An 18,400-nucleotide genomic window follows, 5' to 3' on the forward strand; every position below is an offset into this window, starting at 1 on the left:
ATTGCGCCCGCTTAGCGCTATGCATCAGTAGGGCAATGTCTTCGGGGCGCAGCCCTACTGCAGTGCACGGAGCGGCTGGGGCTCCATGACGTATTGCTCTGGCCGGGTTGGGGGCGGGGCGCGTAAGCGAACTGATAGAACCTGCAGTCTGTGTAGACTGCCCGGCCTTAGGCTCCCGGGTACGGCTGGCCAGTCTCTATTGGTGGCGTCACAAGGCGCATGTCAAAAAGCCATCCTTTGCTGGCAAACCAGCTACGCTTTAACGTGATATTGCATCTCATAGACTGGGACTGTCCTCACGGTGAAGCGCATCCTCCTTTTGAGTGGCCCCATGGCCAGTGGCAAGTCCTCGATCTCTCAATTTCTGCAAGAGAATCACGGGTTCGCGGCTATCAGCAGCGGAACGTTTCTTCGCGAGCAGTTGCTTGTCCGAGGCAAGCCCATTGACCGCCATCACCTTCAAGAACTTGGTGATGCCTTGGATGCAGCTACAGATTTTTCTTGGATCATAGAGTCGGTCGCACGGCCAAGTATCGATGCCCAGCCTCACATTGAAAGCTGGATCTTGGATGCCGTACGCAAGCCCCGTCAGATAGAGCTGTTCAGGCTAAATTACGGTGAATCGATTAGGCATGTTCACGTTGTCGCACCAGAGTCAGTGCTTCAACGTCGATACGCTGAACGCGGCGTAGGACTACTTGCGCAGTACCACGCCAGTGTTTCGCACCCAAACGAGCAAAGTGCGCGTTCGCTCGCGATCTGTGCTGACAAGGTTGTGGATACCGACGAGCTCACATTGGTTGAAATCGCAAATCAGTTCTTGAAGGCCTGGGAGAGGTAGCGCATGGAAAGTCGGCAGATCGTCGTGATCACTGGTAAGGCTTGTAGCGGCAAAAGTGGGCTAGCTCACCAACTCGAAAAAGAATACGGCTTCAGAGTGGTTCGCGACCGTCGAGTGTCTCAGGATGCTCAGTGGAATCTCAACATGCCTCAGACGGCACTCATCGATCGGCGGCGAGAGCTGACAGATGCCGAAGGTGCGCCATGGATGCTGGATGCCACCCAGGCAATCTGCTCGGAAGAAGGGGATCGCCCTCCCTTGGTCGTCGATCATTTGAACTCGCTCTCCGAGGTACAGCAGTTTCGACTGACCTTTGGCGCAAATCTGGTGCATGTCCACCTTTATGCGAGTGAGCCCACACTCAGGGCACGTTACGCAGAGCGATCTGAGTCTGGAAAGTCGTCAGCCACCTATGACCAGGTCAACCAGCTCAATGATGCGGATGAGATCGATGCGCTGAAGAAAGATGCGGATGTCCGAATCTACACCGAGCGTTCGGACTCGAACGACACGTTAGTGCGGGTGGCTGCACGTCTGCATCTGTATACGCCGCCAGATATCAGGTGCGTGGATGTGCTGATTGGTGGTCAGTATGGGAGTGAGGGTAAGGGCAATATTGTTTCATACTTGGCCCGTGAGTACGACGTTATGATTCGTGTAGGCGGCCCCAACGCTGGGCATACAGTGGTCAACTCTGCCGGCACCTATACCTACCATCACTTGCCTTCCGGATCGCGTGACGTAACTGCCCGGTTGCTCTTGGGCCCAGGCATGACTATCCACTTGCCGGGGCTCCTACAGGAAATAAAGGATTGCGGCATCCGCGAAGACCGGCTCTTCATCGATCCTCAAGCCCTCGTCATTGAGGAGGAGGACATTGCTACTGAGAGGAAGGGGCATTTGGTATCAACCATTGCCTCGACAGGCAGTGGAAGCGGGGCTGCGGCTGCTAGGCGTATCTTGAACAGGGGCAAAGGGGTCAGGCTCGCACGGGATGTTGAAGAGCTCCGTCCTTATGTGGGTGTCTCGGGTAACTATCATGGATGCACCTCCGATCGCTTGGAGGAGGCCTATCGCAGCGGTCACTCCATTTTGTTGGAAGGTACCCAAGGTAGTGGATTGAGCATTTTCCATGGTGATTATCCGCACGTCACGTCCAGAGATACGAACGTCGCAGGCTGCATTGCGGAGGCCGGCATCTCACCCAGCCGGATCCGGAAAATTCTAATGGTTATACGACCGATGCCCATCCGTGTTGGTGATCCAGATGGAGACCAGGGGCACACGTCAGGCAAACTCAAGCATGCAACGACTTTCGATGAAATTGCAGGCAAGGCGGGGCTGGATGCTCAAGCGTTGAACACCGCCGAGAAGACTTCGACAACTCGCCGCAATCGGCGAGTGGGTTGGTTTGAGTGGGATCAATTCAGAAAAGCGTGCGCGCTCAATGCGCCTACCGACATTGTTCTGACCTTTGCGGACTACCTTAAGGCGACTAACCGTAATGCCAGGCGATTCGAGCAGCTAGATCCTGAAACGATTAAATTTGTGGAGGAGCTTGAGCGGGTATCGCAAGCTCCCGTGTCCCTGATAAACACAAGGTTCACACGAGACCCAGATCCCAGCGATTTACGTTCCTTGATCGATCGACGGAATTGGACTGCGCGTTCAGGAAGGAGATGAGGCATGGATGTCGACATGTTGATTGAGCTTTATCCTCGGGTCTACCACATGGCAGAGCGCGGAGCCTGGGATAGCATTCGCACGCGTGGGTTAATGAGCACGACCGCAGTCCTCGACCATCTCTCAGTTGAGGGTGACGACCGTGCTTCGTTCGAGAGTGAGCACCGAAATGAGAAGATGAATGTGAGGTTGGGTGATCCTGCCGATATTGTTCTCCGAGATCAAAAACCTATGCCTGAAGGGCGTTTGCTGCAGGCCCTCACGGATGGAACGACGCCCCGCCAATGGTATGAGCTGATCAACAATAAGGTCTTCTTCTGGGCTGAAGAAGCAAGATTGCATCGCCTGCTCGGCGCTCGCGATTACCGTAGGCTCGAACACGATGTTCTGACGCTGGACTCAGCGAAATTCATCCCAGCCTATGCGGATAGCATCTGGCTGTGCCACATGAACTCTGGCAATACATGGCCCATGCCACATCGGCGTGGTACTGATGTCTTTCGTCGAGTGCCTGATTACCCGGTGAAGCAGTCTGGGAGACCGGTGAAAAACGTCGTGGAGCTCGTGGTCGATTATGCCGTCCCGGACATTGCTGATTTTGTGCTTGAAGTCCGGCGGATGCGGGGTAGTGAAGTGCTGGATGTGATCGCATAGAAGATGGAAGGGGAAATGCAGCGACGTCGGTTATCTGCCCGCATTTTGCTGATCAGTGAGAGGCAACGGTTGCTGCTCTTCAACATACGTTATCACAGTGGTTTCTTGGCGGGCATGAGCTATTGGGCTACTCCCGGTGGAAAGCTGCGAGACGGCGAGTCTTTTGAGGACGCAGCCATTCGTGAGCTTCATGAAGAGACTGGCGTCGTGACACCGTCTGTTGGGCGCTGTATGGCACAGAGGAAATTCCCCTGGCAGATGCCAGATGGTGAGCAGGTGCTCGCCGTTGAGCACTACTACGTGGTTCGCGTGAAGGATGAGCTGTGTTCGAGAGCGCTATGGAGTGATCAGGAGCGCGAGGTTGTACGTGATGTGAAGTGGTGGACAGCGAGCGAATTGGCAGTCTCTCGGGAGCAGATCTACCCGCACGATTTACCGACCCTGTTTGACCTGGCGCATAAGCTTTCGGTCAAGTGATATCCCGATCACCTGCGGTGACTTAGGTGAAAGGCACCAGCATCTGGAGGATGGGCACGTGAACAAAGATGTGTTCTCAATTCTGAAACCCGGCAACCCACTTATGACCAGCGCTGTAGAAGCCCTCAAGCTCTACCATGAAGCGATGACGGCGAAGCTTCCCGATGAGGAGATTGAACGCTTGAGGCTTGAGGCCGAGTCGCTGTGGAAAGCGATGTCCGAGTATCAGCTGCGCGTCATGGGATGCCCTTCAGCAACACTTCAATAAGCTCCTTCCTTCGCACTGGCTCCCCCGAGTATCCACGCCAGGAGTGATGGCTTTCTGATTTCAGTCCGGATACGCTGGTACGCACCAAGGAGGAGGTGCAATGAGCCAGTACCTTTTGAGTTTTGCGAGGCAGAATCTTGAAGGGCGTTCAGACGCTTACCTGGTGTTGCTGTGGTGTATGTACCAGGCGCATCAGGGTAAGGGGCGCTACTCCGACCATATCAAGTCTCACATATCGACAGCCTCACATGCGCTGCTTGGTCGTGATTACCAGCGAGCAGCGGTACGTTTCAAAAGGGTGCTCGATAACAGGCCGGAACTCGACTGGATCGCGCCCTCGGGCCTTAGTCCTCTGGATTCTCTTAGGGTCAAGAACTTCCGGGGATTTGGTGAGTTCGGAGCTGATGACCAAGGCACGACGCTTCGATTCAGCAAGCTCAAGAATATCTTCTACGCCCCTAATGGCGGAGGAAAATCCTCCCTGTGCGAAGCGCTTGAGATTGGCACCACCGGAGCGATCAAAGAGGCGCTCAGGCGTAAAACTAAGGTCAAGCAATACATTGCTCGTGGTTCAAGCCGGCCCATGCTTGAGCTCCGCGATACGAACAAAGCGAAAGTCATACAAAGCCTCACCTGGTCGAGCTGCTTCATTGACCGCAACCGCCTTCAAGAATTCTCGTTGCTGGGTTCCAAGGACACCGGGAGTGCTGAGGGCGATGTGATCGCAACGTTGTTCGGCCTGGAGGAACTGCAGGAGGTCATTTCTCGCTTCGTTCGCCCTGAGAGCTTCGTGCTCAAAGACTACATGAGGCCTGACAGGGCTGATGAGCTTGCAGCGCTGGCTCGCGACCGATCAGATCTTGGTGGGCAGCGCCGAGCGCACCTTGCGCAGCTCCAGTCACTCGTCGCCAACGTGTGTCAGTTGTTGGGGTTGCGGGTAGACCAGGACTACTACGTACCTTTCAGATCGCGTCGGCTCCCGAAGCGAATTGAGACCATGATCCGTAAAGCCGAGCGTCTACGTTCTGCTCAAGCGCCTGTGGTGTTCACCCTCAAGCAGATCGCTAGAACCTGTGGAGTTGGCAAGCGCTTGCTCGCGCGGAAGATTTCAATCGAGGCCGAGCTTCTCAAGCGCGCCAGTGAAGTCAATTACCAAGCTATCTACCTAGCACTGCAAGCTGTAGAGCATGACTGTGCAGGAGACACCTGTCCGGCTTGCAACACTCCGCTGGATCGAGTCGTCGAAAACCCCTTTGAGCACGCCAGGCGTGAGCTTCAAGAGCTGAGTGTCTTGGAGCAACTCAAGCAGTCGAAGCGCCAAAACGAGCATCGCATGGCTCGCTTGGCCTCGATAATCGCCACTGCGGTGGCCACCATCCGATCGAATGAGCAAGCCGGCGTCCCGTGTGAAGTGCATATGGAGGAGTTACTCAGCGAGCTTGGCGATTTTCATTCCGCTACCGATCGAACGGAGGTCGCCTCTGGAGTCATCGAACTTTTTGTCACGCTGTATGCGAGTCAGTACCCAGCTATCGAGTCCTACCTTCAAGCTTGTCATGTCAAACATGGCGAGGTGGGGATGGCCGAAGCCCACGCAGAACGACTTGAGCGCGAAGCTGGAGATTTGAAACAGCTCTGCGAAACACTTAGACAGCGCTTTGATGAGAAAAAAGCGCTCGAAAGCAGCATCCAGGTCACGAACACGAAGATGGCGGATCTCTCGAAAAGAAGGGAAACGCTGCTCAACGACGCCAGTGATAACAGTCATTTCAATCAACTGCTGCGTAACCTGGAGGCCGAGTACGGCAATCTCCATCGTGATCTCCAAGACTACAAGCTTAGCCTGGAGAAGGCGCGTATTACGGGCATCGAGGCCAAGGCCGCTGAGTATTACAGGGCCATCAACAACCATGATGATGAGCACGAGCAGATTCAGTCGCTGAGCTTCGAGAACGATGGTAGCGGCTATAGGATCAAGATAACCAACGTCAATGGATCCTCCCTGGATGCCTTCACAACCTTGAGCGAGGGTCACCTGAGGGCTTTGGGGTTGTCGTTGCTGCTCGCGATGGCTCAAAAAAACAAATACCCTTTGATCGTGTTCGATGACGTTGTTAATGCCATCGACAGTGACCACCGCTCCAATATCATCGATTTGTTCTTTGATGATGAGTATCTGAGCCAAATTCAGATGGTGGTAACGACTCATGATCGCCTCTTTTGGGAGCGTTTTTGCATCATTGTCGATCGTCATTCGCAAGCAGATCAATTTACCAGCAATGTCTTGACGTACACGAATAAAGGGATCGTTGCGATTAATTACGCCGGTGGTTTTCAGAAGAAAGTTCACATGGCGCTGTCGGTCTACGATATACGCCAGGCGCTCGTATATTGTCGTATCTGGTTTGAGTCCATGGTTTTGGAATTTTGTATCGAGAAGGGGCTATCAATCACGGCCCAGTTTGCCAAGCAGAGCGTGAAGAACAACATGTTTCTTCAGCTCAGCCTTGAAAAGACGTTTGCGCTGATTGAGCCGTACATCAAGTATGACCTGACCCACTTTGATACCATCAAGAACGACCTTGTGAACTGGCGGGGCCAGAATCAGGAACACCATGCCTTCGACGAGGGAAGCCTCAATTTTGTCCATTCCAAGACAAGCAAGGAAATCGTCAAAATCTACGATGCCATCCGTTTGCTTGAGTGTCAGTTGTTCACCCTGAGAAAGAAGGCTTCCGGGGAAAAGTTTCTCGCTGACCTTTCTGCCAAAATAGAGTGGAACCGCAAGAAAATGCCGGGACTTGCGCGGGCCCCCGCAGCGGTGCAACAAGAGCGGCAGGCCGCCTTGGGTGTAATGGAAAAGCGTGCCGCTGAATTGGAGGAGGAGCTAAAGTTCATTGAGCGGTGCCTTGAAAGCATCGCGGAACAAGACCAGATTGAGGGTCGTCCTGCTGAGCAATCGCCTGTAACTGAAGAGGAGGGCGCTTTGGGTGATGGCAGCTAACTCTTCGCTCTTAGCTGGGTGGTGAACCATGTCCCGTATGACCAACGATGAAGTGTTCTATACCTAAGCGAGTGCGTTGAAATAAAAATGCGCTTGCGTTTGGGTATGATATACAATGTTTTAATTCTTGAGTCTGTTGGAGAATTTTTAATGTCCCGGTTAGCAGAGTTTCGTCAACTTGAGCAGAAATTGGCCGCCCAGCTGGCTGAGCTGGAGGCCCTGAAAGGCTCCTCTGAGCTGCAGAAAGAAATCGAGTTTGAGACCAAATTGCGTACGCTTTTGGGCGAGTATGGTTTCAGCCTGCGCGACATTATCAATCTGCTGGATCCTCAGTCTGGGCGTCGTTTGGTAGCACCTGTCGCTGAAAAGCCAGCTCGCCGTGCGCGTCAGGTGAAACAGTACAAAAACCCGCACAATGGCGAAATCATTGAAACGAAGGGCGGCAACCACAAGCTGCTGAAGGAGTGGAAAGCGCAGTACGGGGCTGATGAAGTAGAAGGCTGGCTCTCGTGATCTTTTAGCCGCTCAAGAACGGCCTTCGGTGGCCGTTTTTTTCTACCCGTGGGTAGGGTAATGTCAATCGGGCGGACATTGGCAGAGCGCTCACATAGCTGGTTTCGGGGCAGGTGGCCTCTGGCGTTTGGGCTGATATAGCCTACTGCAGCGTATCGCATAGAGGCCAGCGGCAGGAAGCGCTAAGCTTTACTAGCAAGGCTACCTATTTTGGAGCGGTAATATGGCGCGTGACCTTAGCAAGATGCTAATGCCGGACGATCCAGTCATGCTCGAAGCTATTGAGTGCCTGAAGCGCTATCACACGGCGCAAGCCCAAGGCAGACCGCTGGCGGAGATCGAGAAGCTGAAATTGATCGCTGAGCAGCACTTTGAGAAAATAAATGAATATCAACTTGCCGCCATGTGTATCAGCCACTGACCCGACATTGAGCATCGAAGCGCCTGATGGTATTGGCATGAAATGATTAGCTCAAAGAAACATGCGCAGTTTAGCCAGTAGTCTCACTAACCTTCACAGCGGATCAATCACCAGTTCATGACTGCATTCGACTTACTTGAAACGAAAGATTTTATCCTGCTCATTTTGGGCGCAGCGTTGGGTTACATAATAAGCTTAATCGTAGCGAGGCAAACTGAAAAGAAAAAAGACTTGGTTCTGGAAGTGCTCGGAAGACAGATTGTAGTAGAGCGATCAGTGCATTGTCCATTTCGAATCAGTGATCAAAATGGTGCGCAGATCGACAACGTCTATTTTTTTGTGGTGCGGGTTTGGAACAGAGGGCGCGAGGCTGTAAGAGGTGATGAAATATCACCCGATGCACCACTTACGATTGAAGTTGGTGAAGAAGCTAGGGTCTTAGCCGATCCTCAAATTCTTAAACCTCATGACGCGATGCGATTCTCAATAGAATCACCAGATCCAAATAGATTCAGAATTTCTTTCGACTGTCTCAACCAAGATGAGTGGGTGCAGCTAGGCTTTTACATCACGGGAGACCCCAGGGCAATAATTAAAGGCTCGGGGCGAGTATTTGGACAGCACTTGGATTTCGATATTACTACCGATGATTCAAGAATAGGGATGTTAGAACGTCTAGTCGCGTTGACAGTCTTCGCGCTTATTGCGGGTAGCCCATTTGCGCTTGCGGGGTCGTTATGGTGGGCCTATAAAGCCTATTCAATATCAGACATTTTTTACCATCCTGAGCAGCTACCAAGAACGCTGATGGCACTATTTGGCGTCGGCGCAGTGACGCATTCGCTAGCAGCATACTACTTCGCTTCCCTCTGGTTCAAACGGATCAGGAACCCCAAGGGGTATCCAATCAGGGAAGACTTTGAGCCAAACCAGCGTCAATCGTTGCAGGCGATTTTTCTTACTGCACTTCGAGGGCGGCGCCATGAGGCATCTGCCTCTCTGCATAATTATGGCGAAATAATAAATCCGTCCGCAAAACGGTCGGCTAAGGACATACAATCAACTCCCGTAGATTAGCATGTTTTTTTTGAAACTCCTTGATGGCCAGGGTAGGCATATTGGATAGGGGTATTAGTACGTCTCATCCATTTTCTCTAGATAGGCTAAATGTATGCGCGACATTTATGCTGCCTAATTTCTTGATGTCCTCAGCGCATGCTGCGGATGGATGTGCAAACGGTCAAGGATCTGTGGGAAAGAGAAGTATGGCTTGGTGGTTGGGCCTAGGGTACAAGTAGTGAATACTTGAGTCTTCTACTTCATGCGTGAGGGCATGCGCCCCACGTTTCGCCACGTTTAATGGGGTTGGAAGCCCTGACGATGCTGGATAAAAAATTAGGTACGCCGGGATTCCTCAAATGCTGGAACAATCTCCCAGTCCTACACTTGATGCAATTGATGAGCTTCAAGCGCTCGATGAGCCGCGAACGACCGCATCCGTGCTTCCTCTGGCGTTCACGCCTCATTATTGTGATATCAATAGAATCGGGCGAGCGGGTCGCTTTCGAAGTGTTTCCACTTGACTTCTTTAAAGCCTAAAGGGTCGCGAAGATAGCGTGCGACCATGGCAACGTTATCAGGTTCGAATTCTTCAACTATGATATGCCACAAAACATTCCGAGCAATTTGAATGAACATCCTTTCGCGAGGCTCCTTTACGAGGAGATGGTAGAGCAATCCCTGAAGAATTAAGGTTTTCTTTCCAGTGTATTTCTCAATAGTCTTAACCTTGTGTTCAATATCCATTTCAATGTGTCTCATTGCTTCTGCAAATTGACCGATGTTATCAAAGTTAAAAAGGTTGTCTCCAGTTATGAGTTTGTATAAAAGTAGACCCATGGCCCAGGAGTCATACTTATTATATTCTGATCCGTCCCTGTTGCGATCCATAAAGGTTTCTGGTGGTAGGTTGTAGAACGAGGCGGTTATTTCTCGTCCCATGCCATTATGGATAATTGCAATGTCGTCATTTTCTCCAGCATACGCTGCCTCAAGTTTTGAATGTGACTGCCCCCAGTCAAGAATAATGACCTTATAGTCTGGAACTTCTGTGTGTAAATCAATATCTTCATCCAGAAGCATAATGTTTCCCGGGTGAAGGTCGTGATGGGTGGTGAACTGGCCAAAATGCTCGGCAGCACCAAATACGCGATAAGCTAGTAGTAATCGCTCCGCTAAATTAGCCTTGTGAAAATTTTTGGCCAGCCAGTCTGATAGCAATTGCCCTTCGATTTTCTCAGTTACCAAATATAAAATTTTACCTTGGAAGAGCTCGCCGTGACTGATATAGCTTGGTGTCTTTTTTATTATGCGATTAGCCCACTCTTGCTCTTTTAGAAATCTAGCTTCATTCCGAAATCTTGCTGCCTCAAGTTCGGAGCGGGGAAAAATTGAGAGTTTGACAAAAACACTATTTCCGGTTAGCTCGTCGATACCAAAAAAGCTAGTTGAGCTTTTCCCTCCTGATACCTCTTCCAGTAACCGAAAACGGTTCTCTATGTAGCGGATGCCCGTAACGTCAAAAAAATCTTCCTTGTTGACACTTTTTTCAATGTTCATTAAAATTATTAATTTACCAGTAGGGGTGAGATGTCAAGTTTGTATCGAGGCTTTTCGACAAGACTAACCGCGCCAGAGCAGGTTAACATATTCTATCACAAGTCTCGAGTGCCGAAGGACACCAGCATAGAAATGCATGAGGCTGCTGATCGATGGTTTTTTGAAAAATTTGGAATCTACGCTAGAAGTAGTTCATTGATCTGTACCACAGATTTCTCTCAGGCGAATTCTTACGGAATTACCTACCAAATAATGCCAGAGCCCTCGTCGCCGATGATTTATAGCGCATCTCTGAAGGACTTTTTAGAGCATGAGAGCGACTTGGATGTATTGACTGAAGAAAGTATGAGGGCTTGGTTGGAAAGTAAATGCTTCAATCTGGTTTATGAAGCCTCTGAAATACCTAAGGATTTCTGGGGCGAGGTTATGGTCTTTTGTAAAAACTATCGAGCGATTTCAAGATCATGAGATTCATAGCTTTCAATAAGTTGGTCGGCGTTTCGGTGGTTTAGGCTTTTTCGTGTGCGCTCCAAGGGGAAGATATTTGTCATAATAGAGTCTCGGTGCACTAGGTCAAGCCTCTGCGTTTGCCATTTCAGGTGCTGACGCTGCTCGGCAGAATGATCAGGTGAAGGCCGTCTTCAACCAAAGTATCGAGCGGTTGGCTATGGTGCTCGCAGACAGGGCCAAGGTGGCTGACGTCAGAGATTGTTGTACACAGCGGGCAAAGGTAACTCAGTGTGATCACTCATTGCGTACTAGCGGTAATACTAGTAAGTAATGCCTTCGGCTATACCATTTATGGTACTAGGGCTGCTGGAGTATGTGGTTCGCTTGCACGCTATCAAGAAACCATACTTCACCTGGATCTACTGGAAGGAAGACAGCGATCGACGTCTGAGCGAAGAGCAGTAAGGCACTACTGCTGCTCGGGCCTGAGGGCGCGCGCACAATCAAGAGCGGAATGACTCATAGCGGTGGAGCAGTCCGGGCTGGGCTTCAAGATTTATCGGGAGCTCACCTCCGTAGACGATTTATTCTCATTTCCGTCAGCCGATATATCGTATGACGAGATAAAAGTGTTCGAACGCATAGGGCTTGAAAGCATAGTCAGGAACTTCGGGCACTTGAATGAGGTGGTTGTAGAACTCATACCGGGTGTTTCCTCTAGTTTCTCCTATGGCTCTAGACAGGCACGAGGATCAAGTTACGACTCATACTCAACGTCAATAGAGGCGAGCCTAAATGACACCAAGCGGCTAAGCGCTGCGTATCGGTCGAAGCTTGATCACGCGGCAAGTGTCCTGGCGCAGCTTTCTAGAGAGTTTGCCGAGCTTGATGAGCCCTATAAGAGAGGATCTAGGAGAAAGCCGTGACAGGCCCTCTCATTTGCTGGCGGGAGTAGGGATGGGTAATGAGCGTTTCAGGGTGGTGGCTTGCCTGGTTGGAATTTGCCCCAACGGATTGCGGCCTCGGCCAATTAGGTGTAGCAGCCGAAATCCAGACGCATCATCGCGATGGAGCGCCACTGATTCTGGATTGGGCACAGATCCTTATAGAGGTTTGCAGGGGGCAGGTAACGAGGTGATGGGAAGGGCAAATGCCCTTACCATCACCTCGCGCTACGATAAGACCGGGGTGCGCTGTCAAGCCCTTGGCCCTCCGATAAGATGCATCAGCATAAGGTGCAACTAATTGCATCTTTATGGGTGAAAAGATGATAAAGCTTGAAGGGCCCGATTTTACTGGGTTAAACTAGGTTTCAAGATGAGCAGTGACGAGATCGCACCATCGTTATAAGGGGGTTCTCCTTAGAGAAGGGTTCGAATCTCTACGCTTCCGCCATATTCAAAGCCCTGATTATTCAGGGCTTTTTGCGTTTTTGGGGCATAGAAAAACGACCCGTGGCAACATCCTTGGAAGGGTTTATTTCGGACGCGCTTCCGATACTTTCCTACTTGGTCGGTTTCGCCAGCGCTCCAACTCGGCGATAAACCCGCTCGGTAATGTCGCCCTTGGTGTGACCCAGCAGCAGGCTGGCATGGTCGACATCGACGATTTCGATGCTGCTTTCGGGCGGATATCACGGAACTGGAATTGGCTAATACGGCCAGGCAGGACCTGGTCACCGGCGGCAACTGCTGCCTTAACTGCCTCTTCCCTCGCATCGTCCCAGCGATGGCGAAGCATGGCGGCCGTGACGCGTTTTCCCGACTCGGTCAGCAGGAGATACGGCGAGCCGTGCGACGCGTTCCGCTCCAGCATCTTCCGGATCAAGGCGCCCAGGGCCGCTTTCGACTCCATCCACCTCAAGCATGATCCTCAGCTTCTTGTGGGTCTTCTTCTGCTTCACGCCGAGGGCTTTGTCCTCGATGTCATCCCTTCTCATCACTAGCACGTCCGCCGGACGCTGGCCCGTCAAATACGCCAAGTCCATGGCGTCCTTCAGCTCACCCACCGCCTTTGCATAAACCGCTTTCCAGATCGCATGGTTCGCGTAGAAGTCTCTGGGCACGGCCTTGGCTTCGATCCTCAAGATGACGAGATCGTGGTCGACTTCTTCTGCGGTGGCGGCGGTGCCGGTACCGGGTTGGAAATGGGCCTGGGCCGCCCGGTGGTGGGACGCCAATACGCCCGCATGAAATTGGGCGTGACCCTCGAGGTGGTGCCGCTGGCACCGCCGCCCCACCCGTACCTGCTTGGACGCCAGATTTTTCAAAGGTGAGGTACTGGGTTTTGAAGTCGAGCAGATTCTTTTTCTGAAATGTAGACATGGGTGGTCCTCGCCGGCGAGGCGTTCATCGTTTGAGAGGGGTGGTATGCTTCGCTGCAAACCATTCAGGGAGAACGGACTTGAGCGAAGAACAGAAGAGCTGGTTATGGCCTAAATACTGGCGGCTAATCGGCGCAGCGGTGATTGCTGGCAGCGGATATGGTGCCGAATTTCTACCGCATGGGTGGTGGATTCCCCCAGTCCTAGGCGCAACGCTCGGGATGTTTTTCATCAGCAGAACCTTTGACAGCTACCTGACCTGCCCAGGGGAGTGCCATGACTGGTACTGCCACGAGTACCATTGCAAGAAGAACAAGCCCAAGAGCTGATCCATGACCGGAGGGTCAGGCCCGGCGAACCTTGAAGCCGAACATGCACTCGATGTCGTGGTACTCACAGCGCTCATAGGCCTTGTACTTGGCCTGCGACGGGGTGCTAGCGAAAACATCGACGATGGTGCGGTTGGTGATGTCCCACCAGTCCCAGCCAGTGACCAGCACCTGGTAGCGCTTCAGGGGAAGCTTCTCGGCCATCTCGCCGTACTGCATTTCCCAGGTGGGGTGGTAGTTGCGGATGCGCTTCTTCGGGTCGCTGTCGAGGATTACGCCGATGTAGTGGCCACGGTCGGCCATGATCACGCCTGGTTCACCGTTGGCGATCACGCGCCGCCCGATCTCGGCCGGCACGTCGTAGTGGCGGCGAACGTAGTCGCAGTTGTAGTTGCTCATGGCTTTCTCCAAACATGCGCCGCCCTCCGTGGCCGGATGCGGCATGGTGGCTATTGGGAGTTGGATTGGGTATTACGGCTTTCCGGTACGTGTCGTGCACTAAAGAGGTATATATGGCAAGTGACCGTGAGGTTGCGCTGGAGCAAGCTCTCATTGCTGTAATTGCAGCGGCGATGGAACAGAACTGCAATGGTAGGAAGCTCGTAGATCGAGCAGCCGGGTTACTCAGAGGAGAGAGCGTGGTGCTGCTTGCGGGGCGTCCCCATGTAGCAATGTCGATTAGGGAAATCGATGAAGCGTTCAATGAAGTGCTGTATCTCCCCGGTTCGGACTGACGCCCATGTCAAATGGTACGCGCCGCCCTCCGTGGCAGGATTCGGCGTGATGGCAATTTGGTTTGGGATGGGGTATTACGGGTGACCGACATGGGGCCGGAACAGGGAGTGAGCAGTGGGTAAGCGCAATTTAACCGGGGTTAAGAATCCGCGCCGGGTAATGGCTGGGAAAATCGCATATGAGCGCCGTAAAGCGGCACAGGACGAAGCAGACAAGGAGGCGATGAAGTGGATTTCGCCAATCATTCTGGTCCTATTTGTAATCGGCCTGTTTGTCGCGTTAGCAAAGTGAGCATCAGCTATCTGAGGTGAGCCGTAAGGCCTCTCGCGCACGAAAATTCTCAAGCTGCCGCGCCACAGCCGGTGACACCGTGATTTCGTGACGCGGAGGTGTCAGCAACGGCAGCGCGCCGCCCATAGAATTGCTACTCGACGATGCAGATCCAGCGATGATTTCGCCGGTATGGCGCTCTGGTAAATGCAACGTCTGTTACGAGTTCCATGCCGCGCTCTTGGAGTGCTTTGGTCAGTTGAGCGAGTGTCTCTGCCTGGATAGTCATTGCTGTTACCTCGTCAGATTTACTGCGTTCATAATTCCTGACCGAGCAGGCAATTAGCTGATTCAATTTTTTTGACTGCTTTGAAGATGCATCGGGGTGCGATCTGGCAGGAGCCAATCCCTGCATCGATCAGTGTTCGTTCCTCCCGATCTCGCCGGAAAGAAGCTGTGCTGCTTGGTGGAAGGATTCAGATCACACTCCGATGCGCCCTGCGATGGGGAGCAGGGCACCGGGCAGTTAACTTCAGGCTGACGTGGTGCCTACTCGTTGTTGAGCCAACGTAGAACCTCTTCCTCGCCGATAGCGCTGAGGAATAACGGGCGTATGAATATAGGTTTTCAAGGGCCGGGCAGCGCGAACCAGATCCGGTACGGCACTGTGACATTTCCTCAGCCGGTGACCACCTATGAGCGCCCTTTGATCTTCTTGAATGCCGACGACTACATGATGATTGGGAATTTCTTTGTCACCGGCTCTCCCGGCAATTGGACGGGGTTCCGAATCAGGTGCCACGACACCAGCAGCAGCTCGAACCAATCTTGGCCTAGGCACTACTGCCACGAGATCGGTAGGCACGGGCGACGGTGAGCTAATGCCGTGCGGTGCATTCGGGCTCGGACAGCAGTTCTCACCAGGTTTAACGAGGATCTCAGATGCCAGCGGATCCGAGATCTTTTCGACTGGTTTCTACCGTTACGACGCAAACACCGCGAACCGGCCTACGTTCGGATCTGGTTATGGTTCGTTGATTGAATTATCGGCATTGAGTTCCAGAGCAAACTACGGTGGGCAAATAGCTGTTGACTATGCCACCAGCGAGAGGGGGTTCCGTTCACTCATGGGGCCGTCCAGCTTCAGCGCTTGGCGCAAGATTTACCACGATGGCAATACAACCCGTGCCGCCGACGGGACCCTGAAGGCGATCTGACTATGGCCCGAGCAGCAATCAATATCTTAGGCAATGGCTCGATCATCGACGTCACTTCGCTTGGGCGGGCTGACCTGACTGTCGAACACCCTGGCCCGGGGCAATACTTGGTATTTGGCACTCTCGGCATGTGCCCTCCGCCAGAGGGCTGGGGTTATGTGATCAATCAGATGGACGCTGGCGCATCCGTGGCCACCTCGTATGCCGATGGTGTGCTGCTGGTGAGCGTGGCCAAGGAGGGCGAGCCAGCCGACTTGCTGCACAGCATCACCTTGCATGTGTCCGTCGATGAGCTGGCGCCGCCCGCCCTGCCTCCTGTTCAGGAGCCCGATCCTGCCGACGCCCTAGTCCTGGCTCATGCCGAGATTGCACAGCGCCGCGCTGTTGCCGATGCTGCAATTGCGCCGTTGCAGGATGCCGTCGACCTCGACATAGCGACTGACCAAGAGGCGGCCCTTCTGGAGGCATGGAAGCGGTACCGCGTTGCCCTCAACCGGTTACCCGAACAGTCTGAGTATCCCGACATCATAACGTGGCCTACACAGCCTCTTTGATGGTTGTGCGAGATGTTTGATATCTTTTGAAAGCGTCACATAGTGGCCTCTCGATAATCGAGAAGCTGACCATTGAAATTCCTAGCGTCAAAGCGCATACGCAGAGCATGACGGCGAAGTCATTCACCTGGAATTGTTCTGATATATAAATTGCTAAGCAGATCACAAGTATGTGAGAAAGGTATGTGGAGTACGACCAATCACCAAGTTTTACAAGGAAGTTATGTTTAGGGAAAAGCCGCTCTTGGGAAACGGCTGCACACAGAATGATCGCGCTGGGCAGCCCGCTTTTATATAGGTCATGTGAAACTGGTCCTGCGTACGCGATGGTGCAAACTGCCAAGAGAACGGCCGAAACGGCTAGAGCTGGAGTTATGCGGGATATTAGTCCTCGTTGATAGGCGATCTGAATTGCAACTCCTAGCAAGAATTCCCAAACAATAGCGTTCTTATAGAAGGAGAACGGTTCGCCGGCTTTGCTTGCAGCGAATTGGATGAGTGATACGCCTACGAATAGAGAGGCTATTCGCATCTTTTGGGGAAGAAATAGAGAAATGAAAAATACTGCGTAGAAGGACATTTCATAATTTAGTGTCCATCCAACAGTCATTAAAGGATAAAGACCTATGCCTGACGGGTTTTGTGCTGGAATGAAGAAAAGGCTTTTTATCAGGAAAATTGGCTCAAGAGATGTAAGCGGTATTGAGTTGGGCGCATAGATCAAGATGGCTGTCGTGATCAGGGTGAATACCCAGTATGCCGGGACTATCCTAATAAGTCGGTTTTTTGCGAAGTCGGCTGGCGAGGTGGGTTTTTTAGAGGCTGAAGCGTAGATCACGAAGCCACTTATTATAAAGAAAAGATCAACTCCAATAGCGCCATATTTGTGGAGAATTTCCGACGCGATTCCCGGTGTGGAGGACTTATAGTAAAGCTGAATTATATGATGCCCAACTACTAGCCACGCAGCCAGAGCTCTCAGTATTTGAATGGAGTTAAGCATTTTTCTGAGTTCAAAAGAAACGCATTCTACAGCCGTTTTTTGGATTAACCAATCCACAAGGGGCTATACGAAAAAATCGCATGAATAGGACTGATGTAAATCATTCTCAAAGCCCGCGCAGTAGCGGGCATTTTTTTGCCTGGAGAAAAAAGCCATGACCCAATCCCAGCCCCGAGGCGTCCGTAATCGGAACCCCGGCAACATCGATTTCAACCCGCGCAACGACTGGCAGGGCCAGATCGGCAAGGAGCCTGGTGGCCGCTTCGCAATCTTCGATACGCCCGAGAATGGCATTCGCGCCCTGGGCAAGTTGCTCATCAACTACCGGGGCAAGGACAGCATGCCCGGCGTGGGCGGGAAGGGTATCGACACGGTGCTCGAAACCATCAACCGCTGGGCACCGAGCAACGAGAACGACACCCAGGCATATGCAGCCGCCGTGGCAAAGCGCATTGGCGTGCGCACCACCGCCCCGATCGACATCCGAAACCCGGCCACGCTGAAGGGAATGGTGATCAGCATCATCATCCACGAGAACGGTGGCAACCCATACCCGCCGGCGGTCATTGACGAGGGCGTGCGGAGGGCCTTGGCAAGAAGTCGTGGGCAATCAGATCGTTGATCCTGCTGGCGCTGCTCGCGTCCTATTGGGGCGTGTACCAGCACGGCAGGGCAGTGGAGCGCGCCGAAGCCGTCCAGGCTTCAGCCGAACGTGACAGTGGCGACCGCCTGGCCGAGGTGATCGGTGAGCGCGGCGCCCGCCAAGAAGAACAACGACGCGCCCAGGCGCAGGAGGAGATCCCGAGCACAGCAGCGTCCAGATGCTCCGAGCAAGACTTGCAGTTTCAAAATCGATGCATCTATCGCACGGCGCAGACCCCTTCCGATCTCGACTGTCACCTGCTGACTCCAGTCGCCTACCGCTATCTGCACGGCGCCTGATACCGCCAGCCTCAGGCTAATGGGCGCTTTGCGAGGTGATTTGTCATCACGGCCATTGCTAATTTCTTGGGTTCCGCTAACTTATACAAGACCTGTA

General features: G+C 52.7%; 19 protein-coding genes and 2 pseudogenes. 17 read left to right on the forward strand and 4 right to left on the reverse strand.

Translation table 11 applies throughout. The annotated features are described in order from the left end of the window. Positions 1 to 301: 301 nt before the first annotated feature. The 9 genes from HU738_RS03510 (at position 302) to HU738_RS03550 (ending at position 8,938) form a co-directional block, all read left to right on the forward strand. The gene (locus HU738_RS03510) at positions 302 to 841 is read left to right on the forward strand and encodes an AAA family ATPase (protein WP_186600993.1); all 540 of its coding nucleotides are present in this window, start codon (positions 302 to 304) and stop codon (positions 839 to 841) included. A 3-nt stretch (positions 842 to 844) separates the two neighbouring features. Then, on the forward strand, positions 845 to 2,524 hold the full coding sequence (locus HU738_RS03515) for an adenylosuccinate synthetase (RefSeq protein WP_186600994.1): 1,680 nt from the start codon (positions 845 to 847) through the stop codon (positions 2,522 to 2,524). A 3-nt stretch (positions 2,525 to 2,527) separates the two neighbouring features. Further along, positions 2,528 to 3,178, forward strand: a complete 651-nt coding sequence (locus HU738_RS03520; protein ID WP_186600995.1) for a DUF7002 family protein — start codon at positions 2,528 to 2,530, stop codon at positions 3,176 to 3,178. Positions 3,179 to 3,193: 15 nt separating this feature from the next. Then, positions 3,194 to 3,655 carry an NUDIX hydrolase gene (locus HU738_RS03525; RefSeq protein ID WP_225923387.1) on the forward strand — a complete coding sequence of 154 codons (462 nt, stop codon included), beginning with the start codon at positions 3,194 to 3,196 and terminating at the stop codon, positions 3,653 to 3,655. A 58-nt stretch (positions 3,656 to 3,713) separates the two neighbouring features. After that, the gene (locus HU738_RS03530; protein ID WP_186601165.1) at positions 3,714 to 3,923 is read left to right on the forward strand and encodes a hypothetical protein; all 210 of its coding nucleotides are present in this window, start codon (positions 3,714 to 3,716) and stop codon (positions 3,921 to 3,923) included. Positions 3,924 to 4,023: 100 nt separating this feature from the next. Further along, positions 4,024 to 6,927 carry an AAA family ATPase gene (locus HU738_RS03535; protein ID WP_186600997.1) on the forward strand — a complete coding sequence of 968 codons (2,904 nt, stop codon included), beginning with the start codon at positions 4,024 to 4,026 and terminating at the stop codon, positions 6,925 to 6,927. A gap of 150 nt (positions 6,928 to 7,077) precedes the next feature. Then, positions 7,078 to 7,440, forward strand: coding sequence for a histone-like nucleoid-structuring protein, MvaT/MvaU family (locus tag HU738_RS03540; protein ID WP_186601159.1), 363 nt, complete (start codon positions 7,078 to 7,080; stop codon positions 7,438 to 7,440). Positions 7,441 to 7,663: 223 nt separating this feature from the next. Continuing rightward, positions 7,664 to 7,861, forward strand: coding sequence for a hypothetical protein (locus tag HU738_RS03545; protein ID WP_186600998.1), 198 nt, complete (start codon positions 7,664 to 7,666; stop codon positions 7,859 to 7,861). 117 nt (positions 7,862 to 7,978) lie between these two features. Beyond that, positions 7,979 to 8,938, forward strand: a complete 960-nt coding sequence (locus HU738_RS03550; protein WP_186600999.1) for a hypothetical protein — start codon at positions 7,979 to 7,981, stop codon at positions 8,936 to 8,938. Positions 8,939 to 9,397: 459 nt separating this feature from the next. Here HU738_RS03550 and HU738_RS03555 read toward each other — a convergent pair whose 3' ends face one another. Continuing rightward, positions 9,398 to 10,480, reverse strand: coding sequence for a protein kinase domain-containing protein (locus tag HU738_RS03555; protein WP_186601000.1), 1,083 nt, complete (start codon positions 10,478 to 10,480; stop codon positions 9,398 to 9,400). A gap of 108 nt (positions 10,481 to 10,588) precedes the next feature. On the opposite strand from HU738_RS03555, the gene HU738_RS03560 reads away from it, so the two are divergent. Beyond that, complete coding sequence (locus HU738_RS03560) at positions 10,589 to 10,948, forward strand: hypothetical protein (RefSeq protein ID WP_217871422.1); 360 nt, start codon at positions 10,589 to 10,591, stop codon at positions 10,946 to 10,948. A gap of 1,486 nt (positions 10,949 to 12,434) precedes the next feature. Here HU738_RS03560 and HU738_RS03565 read toward each other — a convergent pair. Further along, a pseudogene (locus HU738_RS03565) lies at positions 12,435 to 13,001 on the reverse strand (tyrosine-type recombinase/integrase); the annotation flags it as partial. Between the two features lie 27 nt (positions 13,002 to 13,028). Between HU738_RS03565 and HU738_RS03570 the strand changes: the two are divergent. Beyond that, the gene (locus HU738_RS03570) at positions 13,029 to 13,205 is read left to right on the forward strand and encodes a hypothetical protein (protein ID WP_186601166.1); all 177 of its coding nucleotides are present in this window, start codon (positions 13,029 to 13,031) and stop codon (positions 13,203 to 13,205) included. 128 nt (positions 13,206 to 13,333) lie between these two features. Then, positions 13,334 to 13,582, forward strand: coding sequence for a hypothetical protein (locus HU738_RS03575; protein WP_186601003.1), 249 nt, complete (start codon positions 13,334 to 13,336; stop codon positions 13,580 to 13,582). A 15-nt stretch (positions 13,583 to 13,597) separates the two neighbouring features. Here the strand turns inward: HU738_RS03575 and HU738_RS03580 are convergent, their stop codons facing one another. Then, a complete protein-coding gene (locus HU738_RS03580) occupies positions 13,598 to 13,981 on the reverse strand; it encodes a hypothetical protein (RefSeq protein ID WP_186601004.1) in 384 nt (127 codons plus the stop codon). A 113-nt stretch (positions 13,982 to 14,094) separates the two neighbouring features. On the opposite strand from HU738_RS03580, the gene HU738_RS03585 reads away from it, so the two are divergent. From HU738_RS03585 to HU738_RS03595, 3 genes are all read left to right on the forward strand, one after another. Beyond that, entirely contained in the window at positions 14,095 to 14,316 is a 222-nt protein-coding gene (locus HU738_RS03585) for a hypothetical protein (protein ID WP_176508803.1), read from the forward strand. Between the two features lie 115 nt (positions 14,317 to 14,431). Continuing rightward, positions 14,432 to 14,608, forward strand: a complete 177-nt coding sequence (locus HU738_RS03590; RefSeq protein ID WP_176508802.1) for a hypothetical protein — start codon at positions 14,432 to 14,434, stop codon at positions 14,606 to 14,608. A gap of 1,198 nt (positions 14,609 to 15,806) precedes the next feature. Beyond that, a complete protein-coding gene (locus tag HU738_RS03595) occupies positions 15,807 to 16,358 on the forward strand; it encodes a tail fiber assembly protein (protein WP_186601005.1) in 552 nt (183 codons plus the stop codon). Here the strand turns inward: HU738_RS03595 and HU738_RS03600 are convergent. After that, positions 16,342 to 17,361, reverse strand: coding sequence for an acyltransferase family protein (locus tag HU738_RS03600; protein WP_186601006.1), 1,020 nt, complete (start codon positions 17,359 to 17,361; stop codon positions 16,342 to 16,344). The two genes, HU738_RS03595 and HU738_RS03600, sit on opposite strands and share 17 nt — an antisense overlap. Before the next feature lie 154 nt (positions 17,362 to 17,515). Between HU738_RS03600 and HU738_RS03605 the strand changes: the two genes are divergently transcribed. Continuing rightward, a complete protein-coding gene (locus HU738_RS03605) occupies positions 17,516 to 17,983 on the forward strand; it encodes a structural protein P5 (RefSeq protein WP_186601007.1) in 468 nt (155 codons plus the stop codon). Beyond that, positions 17,971 to 18,159, forward strand: a pseudogene (locus HU738_RS25920) (DUF2514 family protein); the annotation flags it as partial. The gene HU738_RS03605 and the pseudogene HU738_RS25920, both read left to right, overlap by 13 nt. Positions 18,160 to 18,400 lie beyond the last annotated feature (241 nt).

The organism is Pseudomonas vlassakiae (assembly GCF_014269035.2).
In the GTDB taxonomy this organism is placed as follows: Bacteria; Pseudomonadota; Gammaproteobacteria; order Pseudomonadales; family Pseudomonadaceae; genus Aquipseudomonas; species Aquipseudomonas vlassakiae.